At 28.9% G+C, this 14,913-nt stretch carries 16 protein-coding genes; 6 read left to right on the forward strand and 10 right to left on the reverse strand.

Features of this window, described 5'->3' with window-relative positions; all coding sequences use genetic code 11:
• Both G324_RS0102600 and nadD read right to left on the reverse strand, forming a co-directional pair.
• The gene (locus G324_RS0102600) at positions 1 to 1,848 is read right to left on the reverse strand and encodes an NAD(+) synthase (protein ID WP_025724847.1); all 1,848 of its coding nucleotides are present in this window, start codon (positions 1,846 to 1,848) and stop codon (positions 1 to 3) included.
• Positions 1,849 to 2,412 carry a nicotinate (nicotinamide) nucleotide adenylyltransferase gene (gene nadD / locus G324_RS0102605; protein WP_025724848.1) on the reverse strand — a complete coding sequence of 188 codons (564 nt, stop codon included), beginning with the start codon at positions 2,410 to 2,412 and terminating at the stop codon, positions 1,849 to 1,851.
• Positions 2,413 to 2,563: 151 nt separating this feature from the next.
• On the opposite strand from nadD, the gene G324_RS0102610 reads away from it, so the two are divergent.
• Both G324_RS0102610 and G324_RS0102615 read left to right on the forward strand, forming a co-directional pair.
• Positions 2,564 to 3,319: a lysophospholipid acyltransferase family protein gene (locus G324_RS0102610; protein WP_025724849.1), complete on the forward strand. Its 756-nt coding sequence runs from the start codon at positions 2,564 to 2,566 to the stop codon at positions 3,317 to 3,319.
• A gap of 7 nt (positions 3,320 to 3,326) precedes the next feature.
• Complete coding sequence (locus G324_RS0102615) at positions 3,327 to 3,746, forward strand: transcriptional repressor (protein WP_025724850.1); 420 nt, start codon at positions 3,327 to 3,329, stop codon at positions 3,744 to 3,746.
• Here G324_RS0102615 and rsmH read toward each other — a convergent pair whose 3' ends face one another.
• The 8 genes from rsmH to hrcA all read right to left on the reverse strand — a co-directional run bounded on the left by rsmH (position 3,747) and on the right by hrcA (position 11,155).
• Positions 3,747 to 4,649 (reverse strand): 16S rRNA (cytosine(1402)-N(4))-methyltransferase RsmH, encoded by a 903-nt coding sequence (rsmH, locus tag G324_RS0102620; RefSeq protein WP_025724851.1) that lies wholly within the window; start codon positions 4,647 to 4,649, stop codon positions 3,747 to 3,749. It lies immediately after the preceding gene.
• Between the two features lie 60 nt (positions 4,650 to 4,709).
• On the reverse strand, positions 4,710 to 4,901 hold the full coding sequence (rpmF, locus tag G324_RS0102625; RefSeq protein WP_025724852.1) for a 50S ribosomal protein L32: 192 nt from the start codon (positions 4,899 to 4,901) through the stop codon (positions 4,710 to 4,712).
• 16 nt (positions 4,902 to 4,917) lie between these two features.
• Positions 4,918 to 5,352 carry a YceD family protein gene (locus G324_RS07655; protein WP_025724853.1) on the reverse strand — a complete coding sequence of 145 codons (435 nt, stop codon included), beginning with the start codon at positions 5,350 to 5,352 and terminating at the stop codon, positions 4,918 to 4,920.
• 187 nt (positions 5,353 to 5,539) lie between these two features.
• Entirely contained in the window at positions 5,540 to 6,532 is a 993-nt protein-coding gene (gene lplA, locus G324_RS0102635) for a lipoate--protein ligase (RefSeq protein ID WP_025724854.1), read from the reverse strand.
• Between the two features lie 48 nt (positions 6,533 to 6,580).
• A complete protein-coding gene (gene dnaJ, locus G324_RS0102640) occupies positions 6,581 to 7,693 on the reverse strand; it encodes a molecular chaperone DnaJ (protein ID WP_025724855.1) in 1,113 nt (370 codons plus the stop codon).
• A 71-nt stretch (positions 7,694 to 7,764) separates the two neighbouring features.
• Positions 7,765 to 9,585, reverse strand: a complete 1,821-nt coding sequence (gene dnaK, locus G324_RS0102645; protein WP_025724856.1) for a molecular chaperone DnaK — start codon at positions 9,583 to 9,585, stop codon at positions 7,765 to 7,767.
• A complete protein-coding gene (gene grpE, locus G324_RS07170) occupies positions 9,569 to 10,126 on the reverse strand; it encodes a nucleotide exchange factor GrpE (RefSeq protein ID WP_035357164.1) in 558 nt (185 codons plus the stop codon). Before grpE ends, dnaK begins: the two co-directional genes overlap by 17 nt.
• Positions 10,127 to 10,132: 6 nt before the next feature.
• The gene (gene hrcA, locus G324_RS07175; protein ID WP_035357167.1) at positions 10,133 to 11,155 is read right to left on the reverse strand and encodes a heat-inducible transcriptional repressor HrcA; all 1,023 of its coding nucleotides are present in this window, start codon (positions 11,153 to 11,155) and stop codon (positions 10,133 to 10,135) included.
• 154 nt (positions 11,156 to 11,309) lie between these two features.
• Between hrcA and plsY the strand changes: the two genes are divergently transcribed.
• The 4 genes from plsY (at position 11,310) to G324_RS0102675 (ending at position 14,881) form a co-directional block, all read left to right on the forward strand.
• On the forward strand, positions 11,310 to 11,996 hold the full coding sequence (plsY, locus tag G324_RS0102660; RefSeq protein ID WP_025724857.1) for a glycerol-3-phosphate 1-O-acyltransferase PlsY: 687 nt from the start codon (positions 11,310 to 11,312) through the stop codon (positions 11,994 to 11,996).
• Positions 11,997 to 12,101: 105 nt separating this feature from the next.
• A complete protein-coding gene (locus G324_RS0102665) occupies positions 12,102 to 12,437 on the forward strand; it encodes a PadR family transcriptional regulator (RefSeq protein WP_162146835.1) in 336 nt (111 codons plus the stop codon).
• Complete coding sequence (locus G324_RS0102670) at positions 12,434 to 13,456, forward strand: hypothetical protein (protein WP_025724859.1); 1,023 nt, start codon at positions 12,434 to 12,436, stop codon at positions 13,454 to 13,456. Before G324_RS0102665 ends, G324_RS0102670 begins: the two co-directional genes overlap by 4 nt.
• Positions 13,457 to 13,636: 180 nt before the next feature.
• Complete coding sequence (locus tag G324_RS0102675; protein ID WP_084027052.1) at positions 13,637 to 14,881, forward strand: MFS transporter; 1,245 nt, start codon at positions 13,637 to 13,639, stop codon at positions 14,879 to 14,881.
• Positions 14,882 to 14,913 lie beyond the last annotated feature (32 nt).

A 14,913-nucleotide genomic window follows, 5' to 3' on the forward strand; every position in this document is an offset into this window, starting at 1 on the left:
CTACTTTCTTTTAATATCGGATGGTATTCGTAAATCACCACGAGGTGATAGACTAATACTTAAAACTTTTGGTCCTTCAGGCATTACTTGGCGTTTAAATTGAGAATTATAAAACCTATTTAAGAATCTATTAGCATATAGATTTGCTTCTTCTTTTGATAAATCAAAGGTTTTTTCTACAAGAAAAGATAGTTTTTCTTCACTTGCGCCACACTCAAGTAAATGATAAATCATGAAATCATTAATTTCATATTTACCTACTGAATCTTCCGTTTTTTGATCTGCTTTTAATTCTGGACTAATTGGCCTATTTAATATACTTTCAAGTATATTTTTAATAAATTTATAATCATTTTTAGAATGATATAAGGTTAACTCTTGAACCCATGTCTTAGTTAAACCAGAATTTACATTATACATACTCATGTGATCACCGTTAAATGTCATCCAGCCCAATGCAATTTCGCTTAAATCACCTGTACCAAGAACAAAACCTTCATACTTGTTAGCAAGATCCATTAAAATTAATGTTCGAATTCTTGCTTGTGCATTTTCATATGTTATATCTGTTTTATCACTATGATTTATACTTTGTAAATGTAGATTTACTTGATCGGAAATAGGAATTTCAAAATATGTAATTCCAAGTTCTTGCATAAGCTTTAATGCATCAGATTTTGAATGATCTGATGTGACTTTCGAAGGCATAGTTACACCAATAATATCTAATGTATTTCTATTAAGTCTTTTTATTGCTTGATGTGCTACTAATAATGCTAATGTAGAATCTAATCCTCCGGAAATACCTATAATAATTTTAGATGTTTTTAGATGTTTTAATTTTTGTATTAAACCTTGAACTTGAATTTCATTTGCTATTTTAAATGCCTCTTTATCTTCCTTTTCTGGAAGTAATGGGGTTTTATTAAATTTATAATCAAATTCATAATCATCTGTTTTTGTAAAACTAACTTCAATTTCTTTTAAATCATCTACTAAAGATTGTTCTTCTCTAAATGTTGAGTCAATTCTTCTTTGGAATCTTATAGCCTCAATATCAATGTCAATTGTAACAAATTCAGTAGCTTGTAGTAAATTATCCTCATAAATGAGTTTACCAAGCGAAGCCACAATCTTATGGGGGGCAAAGACTAAATCAGTAGTTGATTCACTAAATGTCGATGATGTATATAAATACGTACTTAATTGGCGTCTTGATGCATCAATTACTGTTGTTTTTCGAGTATTTGATTTACCTATAATTTCAGGCGATGCTGAAAGATTTAAAATAACGTGTGCACCACTTAATGCTAAATTGTTACCAGGAGATTGTATAGCCCACATATCTTGACAGATTTCAACTCCAAAAGCTATATCTAAATTCTTATCTTTAAAAATCATATCACCAAACGGTACAATTTGATTTAAGATGCTAACATTGTCAAATGCACTTTGATAACCGGATTGAAACCATCTTTTTTCTTGAAATTCTTTTGAGTTTGGTAAATGATATTTGGGTACTACACCTAATATTTTTTGATTTTGGATAATTACAGCCACATTAAATAATGAATCTTTTATTTTTAATGGTAAACCCAAAACATAGATACCTTGATATTTAGTTTCATGAATTATTTTTTCAAGAGCCTCTAATGTTTGTTTTAAAAATATATCTTGAAAAAATAAATCCCCTGCTGTGTAACCAGTAAGTGTTAATTCAGGAAATAAAGTTAATCCAGATTGAGTTTTGTTTAATATATTTAAAATGGGTTCAACATTTAATAATGGATTACCTATTTTAATTTCTGGACTTGCTAAAGTTACTTTTAAGATGCCATGTTTAGTCATTTATTCACCAACTTTATATAATTTATTTTCTATTATGTAATTATAAACATTAGGGTTTAAATCATTTTTGTATAGATTAATATTTGTTCTAATCTTAGTACTGCTTATATTACTCTTAAATGTTAATGTTTCATATTTAATTTTTAATTTATCCAAAAACTCTAAATCTAGTGAGTAATTATTTCTTGTAATTATAATAAATTTAAATTCCTCAATTAGTTTTTGATAATTAATCCATTTATCTAGTGTTTTTATATGATCAGTTCCAACAACAAAATATAAATCATTATATGTTTGACTTAATTTTTTTAAAGTTTCAAAACTACCACTAAATTGGTTTGTATTTTCTATATCAGAAACTTCAACATAATTAAGGTTTCTAGTCATTATTTTAGTCATATTAAAACGGTGATTAAATTTTACTAAATTTGTTTTCCAATCATAAGGATCACCTACTGGAATGATTATGATTTTTTCTGGTTTAAATTTAGCATACAAATCATTGATAATTTTTTCATGTGCAATTGTTGGTGGGTTAAAACTTCCCCCATATACTAAAACCATATAAAACAAACCCCGTTTCTAATAATTATTATATCATGTTTTGAAGTCAAAAATTGGGTGGCGGGTACTGAAATAATTTTAATTAATTATATTATGTGATTTATTATATAAATAATGGTATAATTTTTTATAATTAAGAGGGATAGTAAATATGTCTGACAATAAAAACAAAGTAAAACATGAATACGACATTATTAAAAATGTTAAGAAGGTAGAATTAAAAGATGGATATACTTTTTTTAATCATAATCCGTTTTTTAAATTTGCTTCATTCATACTTATAATTTTAATTAAAATTTTAGCTTTTTATGTTTATGGCATAGTATTTAGGGGACTTCGCATTAAAGGAAAAAAGAACTTAAAACACTTAAAAAACAATCGTTTTATCTTAGTTTCAAACCATGTACATATATTAGATGCTATATGGATAGGTACCTTAATTTTTCCAAGAAAAATATATGTGACAATGTTAAAATCCAATTTAGGACTACCTTATGTTGGTAAAATTTTAAGGCTTGCAGGTGGTATCCCAATTCCTGAAACTAAAGAACATATGGTACACTTTTTAGATGAATTAAAGACTGAATTATCTAAAAAAACACCAGTACTTGTTATGCCTGAGGCTTCGATTAAACCATATCATGTTGGTATACGTAAATTTTTAAGTGGTGCATTTAGATTTGCTGCTGATTCTGATGCTAAAATATTACCTTTTGTATACGTATATAAAAAACCCAATTTTATTCAAAAATTATACATTAGAAAACCAAGAATACATTTGCATGTCTTAGAACCTATAGATGTCGTTTTAGGTCAAAATAAACATGAGACACTACAATTAACCAAAGATAAAGTACATCAAGTAATGAGTGATTATTTTAATGAACATTCTGATATTAAGGAGTAAATAAAAAGTGAAACCCCAAAAACTAATTGAAGATAACAAACGCTTTACGAAGGCACGTAGGGCACTTTTGGAAGTCTTAAAAAATAGACATTTAACTTTTAAAGAGATTTATGAAGAATTATCAAAAAAAGGGTATAAAAATATGTCAACCCTTTATAATAATTTACAGTTTTTCTTGAATAATAATCTAATTATTGAAATTAATTTAGATGGTACGAAATATTATGATTTAGGTACAGATAATCCTTTTCATGATCATGACTCACATCTTCATATTGTATTAAAGAATCATAATGAATCTAGTCCAGTTATTAAAGAAGTCGATTATCCAGAAATATATGATGCAATTAAATCCCATCCTGTTTTTAAACATTATGACATTGATTATATTAGAATATTAGTGTCAGCCACTAAAAATAAGAAGTAATTATTGTTTTTCTGCAATTCTTAATTGTGCGCTATGACTACGTTTGTTTTCATTTAATTCTTCTAAAGAAGGCTTAATAGCCTTTTTTTGTATAATTTTTAAAGGGGGTTGTTGAACAAATCTTACATCAACATGTTTAGGTAAATTAAGCTCACTATTTTGTTTAAAAAACTGTTTTACTATACGATCTTCTAATGATTGAAATGTAATAATTACTAGTCTTCCACCGGGTTTTAATATTCTTATACTTTGTTCTAGTGCACTTTTAAGTACTTCCAGTTCCCTATTGACTTCTATTCTTAGCGCTTGAAACACTCTTTTTGCAGAGTGTCCCTTTTGGTTTTTATTTATACTATCTGTAATAGAAACCAGTTCAAGTGTTGTATTTATTGGTCTTTTTTCTATAATTCGACCTGCCATTACCCATGCATTTTTTTCATCACCATAGTTTCTAAAGATGTCTGTAAGTGCTTGTCTATCATATGTGTTAATGATATCTTTAGCTGTTAATGGTTCTTCTTTGTTCATACGCATATCAAGTTCATTATCTTTTAAATATGAAAAACCACGACTTGCATCATCAATTTGAAATGACGATAATCCTAAATCAAATAATATACCATCAACCTGTGTAATATTTAGTTGATTAAGTTTAGCTTCCATTGATGAAAAGTTAGAATGAATAAGTGTTTTATTGTGATAATTTTTTAAGCGTTCAGATGCTTTTTCATGCGCAAATTTATCTTGATCAAATGCATATAAATGACCATTATTCAGTTTTTTAAGAATCTCTAGTGAATGACCTCCACCACCAAGAGTTGCATCAACATATATACCTTCAGGAACAATGTTTAATGCTTCAATAGATTCATTTAATAAGACACTAATATGTTTCATAATTATGACCTCTTTCATATTATATCAAAGAAAAAAGCACTTTTCGTGCTTTTTCTTTAATAAAGGTTATTTGTCTTCTTTTTGTTTCTTTTGTAAAACTAATTGACCTTTATAATAGCCACTATTTGGAGTGACTCTGTGTGGTAAGGTAAATTCTCCTGTTTGTGGATCAACTACAATTGTTGGAGTCTTTAACTTGTAATGTGAACGACGACGGCGTTTTCTTCCTTTACTCTGTCTTCTAAATGGAACTGCCATGTGTATTCACCTCCTTTTATTTTTTATATGTTTCTTTTAAATCCTTAAAAGCTGGGTGGGTACTAAAATCTTCTTCAAATGCTTCATGATTAGCTGTTTCATGGTAAACTACCACTTCTTTTTCAAGTAATATTTCAGAAAATATTACTTCAGTTAAATCTATAATCTCTGTAGGTACATAGTCATAGGTTTCCAAGTCATTTGAGAAAATTATTTGGGTGTCGAAGTCTAGTTTATAGACCACTGGTTTTAATGTAAGCGCACATTTTTGAACGATGTTTGCAGTAACATGTAAATCTAATGTCACTTCATCATAATGTTTATAGATTTTTCCATTTACATTGCAATCATCAATTGATATTAAATCAACTGCGTTTTCAATGATGTCATGAAAATCTAGTTTTACATTAAGTGAGGTTATGGGTTCTAGTAGTTTTGTTTCTAATTTCATATGATTCACCTCAACCTTGTTAATTATATTAAATAAGTACTTTTAAGTCAATCTATTTTTAGAATTTTTGACATTATTTTAATTAATTTTGTCATTTTTTTGATATATCTTATAGTTTTCAAATGATTGACTTATAAATAACTTATTTTAACTATAGTTTAAATATTATATCACATGTATTTGAGATTTAGTTATTAATAAATGCATTCTCAAATAAGACTAATAAATCCTCATTTTTAGAGTTTAGGATTATATCTTTTAAATCTATTTTTGAAAGTATATTTTTAATGGATTCATAACTCCATTCTTGATTAATAAAAAGTTTTTTTAATTCATCAAGATTTTCAGTTATTTCAAAAAAATCACCTGAAATACTAATATCTTTAATAATCCCTTGTTTAATGTTAAAACGCATATCTAAAACTCCCCAATCAAATCTTTTAGAAAGTTTTTGAGTATACTCAGGTTGGCTACGATATAACCATTCTTCACTACTATAAAGTTTAGCATCCTCCATTAATTGGTTAATTTCAGAATCACTTAAAATGTATATTTGGTTTGTTAGTTCATTTTCAAGATAATCAACTAAAGCGTCATGACTCATGCCATTTAGATAAGGTTTTAAATTGTTTACACGACTTCTAACAGAATCAATACCTTTAGAAATTAGTTTTTCATCAGGCGGATTTAAGGCTCTAACCATTGTTTCAATATCTAAATCATACATTAATGTACCATGCATTAACATGCCATACTTGTTTTGTAAGAATGCATTGCCTGATACTTTTTTACCATCTAATAATATGTCATTTCGACCACTAAATTCTAAATTGACACCTATTTTTTTGAATGCTTCCGTAATTTTTTCTAAGTACTTTTTAAATGAAAAATTTTGATTTCCACGTTTTGTAATAATTGTAAACATGGTGTTGTTTTCATCTGCATAAACAGAACCACCACCTGTTGGACGTCTAAAGAATTTTATTTTATTTTCTTTGACATATGGAAAATTGATTTCATTTTCAATTACTTGATTTTTTCCGGAAACAATTCCTTTAATTCTCCAAGTAAAAAAGTAGGTTTCATCATCTTTTAATAGGTGTTCTAGTACATATTTTTCTAATGCAAAGTAAAAGTATGGTTCTAAATTTCCTTCATTATTATGTTTTACTAATATCATATTATCAATTTCCTTTATTGGTATAGAGCAAAAAGAGGAATAATCCTCTTATGCTGAAAAAAACGATTTAAATTTATCCCAACCAGATTTCTTTCTCTTAGAATCTAGTTTTGATAATTGTTCGAATAATTTCTTCTCTTCAGATGATAGATTTTTTGGAGTTTCAACATTAATTATAACGTGTTGATCTCCAGTTTTACCTGTTCGAGCATCATTCGTACCTTTATTTTTCAATCTTAACTGTGTGCCAGTTTGAATTCCAGCTGGTATATTTAATTCGACATCTCCATGAATTGTTGGAATATCAATTTTATCACCTAATGCTGCTTGTGTAAATGTTATTGGAACATCAAGTATTATATCTGATCCACGACGTTTAAATATCTTATGTGGTTTGACTCTAAATGTAATATACAAGTCACCAGATTCGCCACCTTTTCTACCACCATGACCATAACCTGGTACTCTAAGTGTCATTTCATTATCGACACCTGCAGGTATTTTAACATCAACTGATTTTTTAGATTGAGTACGCCCATTGCCGCTACATACGTGACATTTATTATCGATTGTTTGACCATTACCTTGACAGGTTGGACATACTTGTTGGCTGCGCATTGTACCAAACATAGTACGCTGATCAACATTAACGTAACCTGTACCATGACATCTTGTACATGTGTGAACATCTTTAGAACTTTCTGCACCTGAACCATGGCAATGATGACAATCTTCAGTAATATCAACACTTACTTGTTTAGTAGTTCCTAATACAGCTTCCATAAAGTCAATTGTCATACGAATTTGAATATCTTCTCCAACATTTGATGTACGTTTTTGCTGGCGAGATCCACCACCAAAAAATTGGCTGATAATGTCATCAAAACCACCAAATCCTCCACCAAATCCACCGCCACCGAATCCACCAAAAGGATCACCTTGTGTACCAGCGTGTCCATATCTATCGTACTGAGCTTTTTTGTTTTGATCGTTTAATACATCATAGGCTTCTTGAACCTCTTTAAACTTTGCTTCAGCATCTTTTTCCTTAGAAACGTCTGGATGATATTTCTTAGCTAATGAACGGTAAGCTTTCTTTATTTCATCTGCTGATGCAGTCTTGGGTATGCCAAGTACATCATAATAATCTCTTTTTGCCATTGTATCAATTCCTTTTTGTTAGTCAAATAGGAAAGTTTTTTCACTTTCCTATTTGTTTATATGATTATATATTATTTTTCTGTAAATTCAGCATCTACCGCTTCATTTGAATCTTCAGATTGTGAATCATCTGATTTAGTGTTTGCTTTATTTGCTTTTTCGTATGCTTTAACTGCAATAGATTGTGAAGCTTTCATGAGTGCTTCATTTTTTGATTTAATTAATTCTAAATCATCGCCTTTTAATGCTTCTTCTAATTCTGCAACAGCTGTATTAACTGCTTGTTTTTCTTCATCAGTCGCTTCTTCACCTAAATCTTCTACTGCTTTTTTAGCTTGGAAGATCATGTTATCTGCTTCGTTTCTTGTATCAGCTTCTTCTTTACGTTTATTGTCAGCTTCAGCATTTTCTTCAGCTTGTTTAATCATTGCATCAATTTCTTCTTTAGACAATCCACCATTACCAGTGATTGTTATTTTTTGTTCTTTGTTTGTACCTAAGTCTTTTGCTTTAACAGATACAATACCATTTGCATCTATATCAAATGTTACTTCAATTTGTGGAATACCACGAGGAGCAGGTGGAATATCTGTTAATTGGAAGCGTCCTAAAGTCTTATTATCAGCAGCCATTGGTCTTTCACCTTGTAATACGTGGATATCAACCGCTGGTTGGTTATCTGCCGCTGTACTAAATACTTGAGATTTAGATGTTGGAATTGTTGTGTTTCTTTCAATTAATTTAGTTGAAACACCACCAAGAGTTTCAATACCAAGTGATAATGGTGTAACGTCTAGTAAGAGTACATCTTTTACATCACCGGCTAAAACTGCACCTTGGATTGCAGCTCCCATTGCAACAACCTCATCTGGGTTTACAGATTTGTTTGCTTCTTTATTAAATTCTTTTGTAATTAATTCTTGAACAGCAGGGATTCTTGTTGAACCACCAACTAATAGAATTTGATCGATATCTTTAGTTGTTAACTTAGCATCTGATAGTGCACGACGTACAGAAATTAATGTACGATCTACTAATTCTTTTGTAAGCTCATTGAATTTTGCACGTGTTAAATTATATTCAAAGTGTAATGGTCCTGCATTTCCCATTGTAATAAATGGTAATGAAATAGATGTTGTTGTTACACCTGATAATTCTTTTTTAGCTTTTTCAGCAGCATCACGTAATCTTTGTAGTGCCATTTTATCTTTTAATAAGTCAACACCATGTTCTTTTTTAAATTCGCTTGCTAAGAATTCATAAACTTTATGGTCAAAGTCATCTCCACCTAGTTTATTATCTCCTGCTGTAGATACAACTTCAAATGTTCCATCAGCTAAGTGTAGAATAGATACGTCAAATGTACCACCACCTAAGTCAAAGACTAAAATAGTTTGTTCTTTTTCTGTTTTATCAATTCCGTATGCTAGTGCTGATGCAGTTGGCTCATTGATAATACGTCTAACGTTTAATCCAGCAATTGTACCAGCGTCTTTAGTCGCTTGACGTTGTGCATCGTTAAAATATGCAGGTACTGTAATAACAGCCTCAGTTACAGTAGCACCTAAATAATCTTCTGCTGTTTTCTTTAAGTTTTGTAAGATAAATGCAGAAATTTGTTGAGGTGTATATTCCTTACCTGCAGCTTTTACTTTATATTGTAAATCACCCATGTGACGCTTAATACTATAAATTGTATCTGGATTTGTAATTAATTGGCGTTTTGCTACTTCACCAACTAAAATTTCATCACCTTTAAATGCAACAATACTTGGTGTTGTTCTACCACCTTCTGCATTTGGGATTACTTTTGCTTCATTACCATCCATAACTGATACTACTGAGTTTGTTGTTCCTAAGTCAATTCCTATAATTTTATTTGTCTTCGCCATTTTCTTCACTCCATTCATTAATTTTTACCATGGCAGGTCTTAATATTCTATCTTTAAAATAATAACCATCTTGTAATACTTCTAATATGATTCCATTATCTTTTGTTTTGTCACTATCTTTTTCTACAGCATGATGTACTTTTGCGTCAAATACTTCACCTAACGACTTAATTTTAACAACACCTTCTTTTTCAAGGGCATCTTTAAATTGATCTCTAATCATTTTAAACCCTATCAAAAAGTTATTTAACAATTCATTATCTGATGGAAACTCAACAATCTTTGAAAATTGTTCATACGGTGTTAAAAGTTCTAATGCAAAATTAGTTGCTGCATATTTACGATCATTTATACGTTCTTGAGTAATTCTTTTTTTATAGTTTTCAGTTTCAGCCAAAGTTCTTAAGTATTTGTCATTGAGTTCTTTAACTTCTTGTTCTAAACTTTCAATTTTTAATTGTTGTTTAGTTTTCTTTTCTTTTTTTGTTTCTTTAGTTTCAACTATTTCTTCTGTTATTTGATCTTTTAATTCTTCTGTCATTTATATCTACTCCTTATTGTCTTTATATAGTTTTGCTAAATTTGCTGCGATATACTCTAATAATGGAATTACTTTTTGATAACTCATCCTTGATGGTCCAACAAGTGCGATTGACCCTTTTTCTTCACTAGTTATTTGATAAGGTATCGAAATTACAGTCATCTGATTTAATGCGGTAAGTTCCATATCAGATCCAAAACGTATACTAATACCTTCATCCTTACCGATTAACTTAATAATTTCACGTCTTTCCATCATATCGATAAATTTTTTCATGTGGTTAACGTTTGTAAATTCTGGTTGATCAAATACATTTGTTATACCAGATAGATAAAACGAGTCTGCTGCAAATTTACTAAAAGCTTCAATAAATGAATCTATTATTTGACTTTGATAGCTCATAAATTGATTTAGTTCGGATACTGCATATTCTTCTTTCAATATTTTAATTGCAGTTTCTAAGGTTTTATTTTTTAATAAATCATCGAGTGTATGAATTACCTCTTTAATATCGTTCATATTCATATCTTCAGATATATGTATATGTTGATGTTGAACATGACCTCTATTAGTCACAATTAACATTACAGCATCTTTTAAACCAAGTGGAATCATTTCAATTCTTTTAATTTCAGACTGTAATATATCTGGACCAACTGCAACTGCAGTATAATTTGTAAGATCGGTCAATAACTTTAATGCTTCTTTAATTGTATGCTCTCTACCTAAGTTTTTTTTATTGAAAACCTCATCTATTAGTGGAAATACTTTAGTAATATTCGAATCTCTAGTAACTAAATGTTCTACATAATAACGATAACCCATTTCAGAAGGTATACGTCCTGATGATGTATGCATTTTTTCTAAATAACCAAGTTCTTCAAGTATTGCCATATCATAACGCAAGGTTGCAGATGAATAGTTTAAATAAGGTAATGCCATAAGTGCTTTAGAACCTACCGGTTCAGCTGTTTCTGAATATACATCTATAATAGCCTTTAAGATAAGTTTTTGTCTTGAAGATAACATGTAACCACCCTTTTAGCACTCTAATTGTCATAGTGCCAGTATCATTGTATAATAAAAAAATAGCACTGTCAAGGTTTGTATGCCACTTTTACATTTTTTATAAGTCTAGACATTTTATTTCTTTATGATATAATTTTATCCGAGGTATATAATCATGCAAATTTTATGGATATCAATCGCTTTAATAATTTCATATTTAATAGGTTCAATTCCTTTTGGATATATCATTCCAAAAATATTTAAAAATATAGATATTAGAGAGCACGGCAGTAAAAACGTTGGTTCTACAAACGTTACAAGAGTATTAGGTGCTAAATATGGTGTACCAACCTTTTTATTAGATAGTTTTAAAGGTGCTTTACCAATTATCATTATTCGTTATGTTTTAGGAACGCCAGAACTTAACTTAATAAATGGTATCTATGATATTTCTATATTATATGGTGCTGCAGCAGCAATTGGACATATAAAATCTATTTATATCGGATTTAAAGGTGGTAAAGCAGTCGCTACTGGTGTAGGAGCTGTAATAGCTATCAACCCAGTTATAGGTATTTTAGGTATTATAATATTCTTTATTGTAGCATTTTCAACCAAATATGTTTCAATCGGCTCTGTTATAGCAACATTTTTAGTAGGCGTTATGATGTGGGTAGGTATATTAATTCCCCAAATATGGATACCTACAAACAATTTAACATTAACATATGAATCTCAAATTGTTAATTTAATAGGTATATCTTTAGTAGTTCTGTTAATCATATATATGCATAAAAAGAATTTTACCAGACTATTTAATGGCACAGAAAACAAAATAGGTCAAAAGAAAATTAATAAATAGATCGTTTAATAGCACTTCAATTGAAGTGCTTTTTTTATTTTCTATATTATATAATTGACAATAGTGTATGTCATACAGTATAATAAATTTAGAAAGGGGCCTATCATGGAAACAATATTAAATAATTTAATCATTGAACTCAAACGTGGAACTCAAATTCTATTTGTTCTAAGTGCCTTAAAATCTAGTCAATATGGATACTCACTACTAGAAAAATTACAAAATATCGGTGTTGAAATTGAAGCAGGTACGCTTTATCCATTACTAAGAAGGTTAGACGAACAAGGTTTAATTAATTCTACTTGGGATACAACAGAATCTCGCCCACGAAAGTATTATAAAATTAATGAAAATGGATTACTCATTTTAGAAAAACTAATTAACGAATGGTCAGTTATCGAAAAACGTATGAAACTAATAACAAAGGGAGAAAGTATATGAACAAAATGATTGAAAAGTATATATATTCTGTTACTCGAAGATGTAAACCTGAAGCAAGAGATGAAATAAAGAAAGAATTAGAGTCAAATATTTTAGATATGCTTCAAGATAAACCCAATTATACAGATAAAGATATTGATGATGTACTACATCAATTAGGAAATCCTATTGATGTTGCATATAGTTATCAAGATGAGCCCGTTTACTTGATAAACCCAAAATTTTATCAAGATTACATCACAATCATTAAATTTGGCATAATAACATCAACAATTATTGCAGTAATCACTGGTATTATTGAAAGTGTAATAACATTAAATGCTAATGAGCCATATGAAATAATTGGATTACTACTAAGTAGTATCATTTCAAACATTGCTTCATATTCAATCTTTATTTTTGCATTTATTACACTCATTTTTGCATCTTATAATATACCTAAAATTAAAACCAAAGTAGATGAAAGACTAAAAAATTGGAAAATAAGTGATTTAAGTAATGTACCTAAGGAAATTCCTAACATTGAGTTTAAATCAAGAATTCCAACATTATTCGGTATGATAATTTCAACGATTGTTATGATTACACTAGGTATAGTTTTCTTAGTATATTATGATTCGATTTTTATACTTGTGCTTAACGGTGTTAAAACTCAAGTACTTAATCCAATATATAAACCTGTATTTACTATTTATATTATAGGTATAATTGTATTAAATTTAATTAGTTACATTTATAAATTTTATGTTGGAAAAGAAAACTTTACTAGTCTAATTTTACAAACAATCTCTGAGTTTTTCGGATCAATTTTTATGGCTATAATACTGCTACTCCCAAATTTAGTCTTATTTGAAAATTATGAATCTATTGCATCTTTTTTATCAGTTGATATTGAAACTGTATTAAATATCTCAAATATAATAACATACAGTTTTGTTTCAATTATATTAATAGCAAGTTTTATATCCTATTTTGCTAAATGGTTTAAATACTTAAAAAACACTTTAAGAAGTAAGTAACTAATAGTTTTATAGATTTATAACCTGTTTTAATGATTAAAAGAGCTTGTTTTATATAGTTATATATATGTTCAGTCAAATAATCACGCGTGCGAAACAATAATCCAATTTTGGGATTAAAGCCATACATTATAATCTAAATGCTACCTATGCTATAATTGTTTTTGTGAGTGTGAAATTATGAGAAAAAAACTATTTATATTAATATTTATTTTCCTTATACAAGGAATATCAACAAATATGCATCACCCTTTAATGCCATCTTATGTTAAGCATATCGGTGTACCAAATTACATGTTTGGATTCTTCTTTGCTTTTATGAACTTAGGTACAATGATCGGTGGTCCTTTCTGGGGTAATCTTGGTGATGCAGGTAAAAAGAAGATGGTAGTCATTTTAGGCTTTATCATATATGGTGTAAACCAAGCATTATTTGGTATGGGACATATTTTTGATCAATGGATTCTAAGTATATTTCGTTTAGTCAGTGGTTTTGGGATTGCAGCTGCAATCACAGTAATTTCTGGAGAAATCATAGTTGTATCTGACCAAGGAAAACGTGCAAGAAATATAGCCTACGGTGCAGCTGCACTTGCTTTAGGTGGTTCATTTGGACAATTTTTCGGTGGATTTATCCATACAAATTCATTTTTTATACAATTATTTAGAACAGATTTATTCTTTAACGCATTATTATTCCAATGTTTATTAAATATAGCATTAGCTATATTCGTATTTTTCTTCTTTAAACCAGAACCTGTCAAAAATAGCAGTAATAAAAAACGTGCTCAATTTTGGGAAGGATTTAAGGAAATTAAAAATATAGGACCAGAATTATTATTCTTTTTATTATCACTAACATTTATTACAGTTGCAGCCACAAATGTTGATAAATATTTAGATATTTACTTTGTTGAATTAGGTTATGAGGCTGATCAGTTAGGTAATTTTAAGATGATTGTTGGATTGGTTTCACTATTTGCAGCAATTCTACTTGTACCATTATTTATGAAGATTAAAAAGAAACTATCACTGATTGCAATATTTCAAATACTTAGTTCAATTTTAATATTCATTGTATTCAGATCAAAAGAAACACAGTTTATTATCTATATCTATTCCATATTTATGATTTATATTGGTATTAAAGCAATCTATGCTCCATTAGAACAAGAGCATGTAGCAAGTTTCTCTAATGAAAATAATATCGCTACTACAATGGGGATTAGACAGTCATTTTACTCTATAGGAACTATAGTTGGTCCAATATTCGGTGCTTTCGTTTATGATTATAATCCATTGACATTGTTTGATACTTCAATCATATTCTTCTTACTTTCAGTAGTATTATTGTTAGTTAGTGGCTTATTTAGAAAAAAAAGTTATATCTCAAATCAGTTTAAAACAACAGAATCTTATAAATAAAGTTCACGAAAGTGAACTTTTTTATACAAAAA

The sequence above is a fragment of the Acholeplasma granularum ATCC 19168 genome (genome assembly GCF_000526235.1).
Lineage (GTDB): Bacteria > Bacillota_I > Bacilli_A > Acholeplasmatales > Acholeplasmataceae > Acholeplasma > Acholeplasma granularum.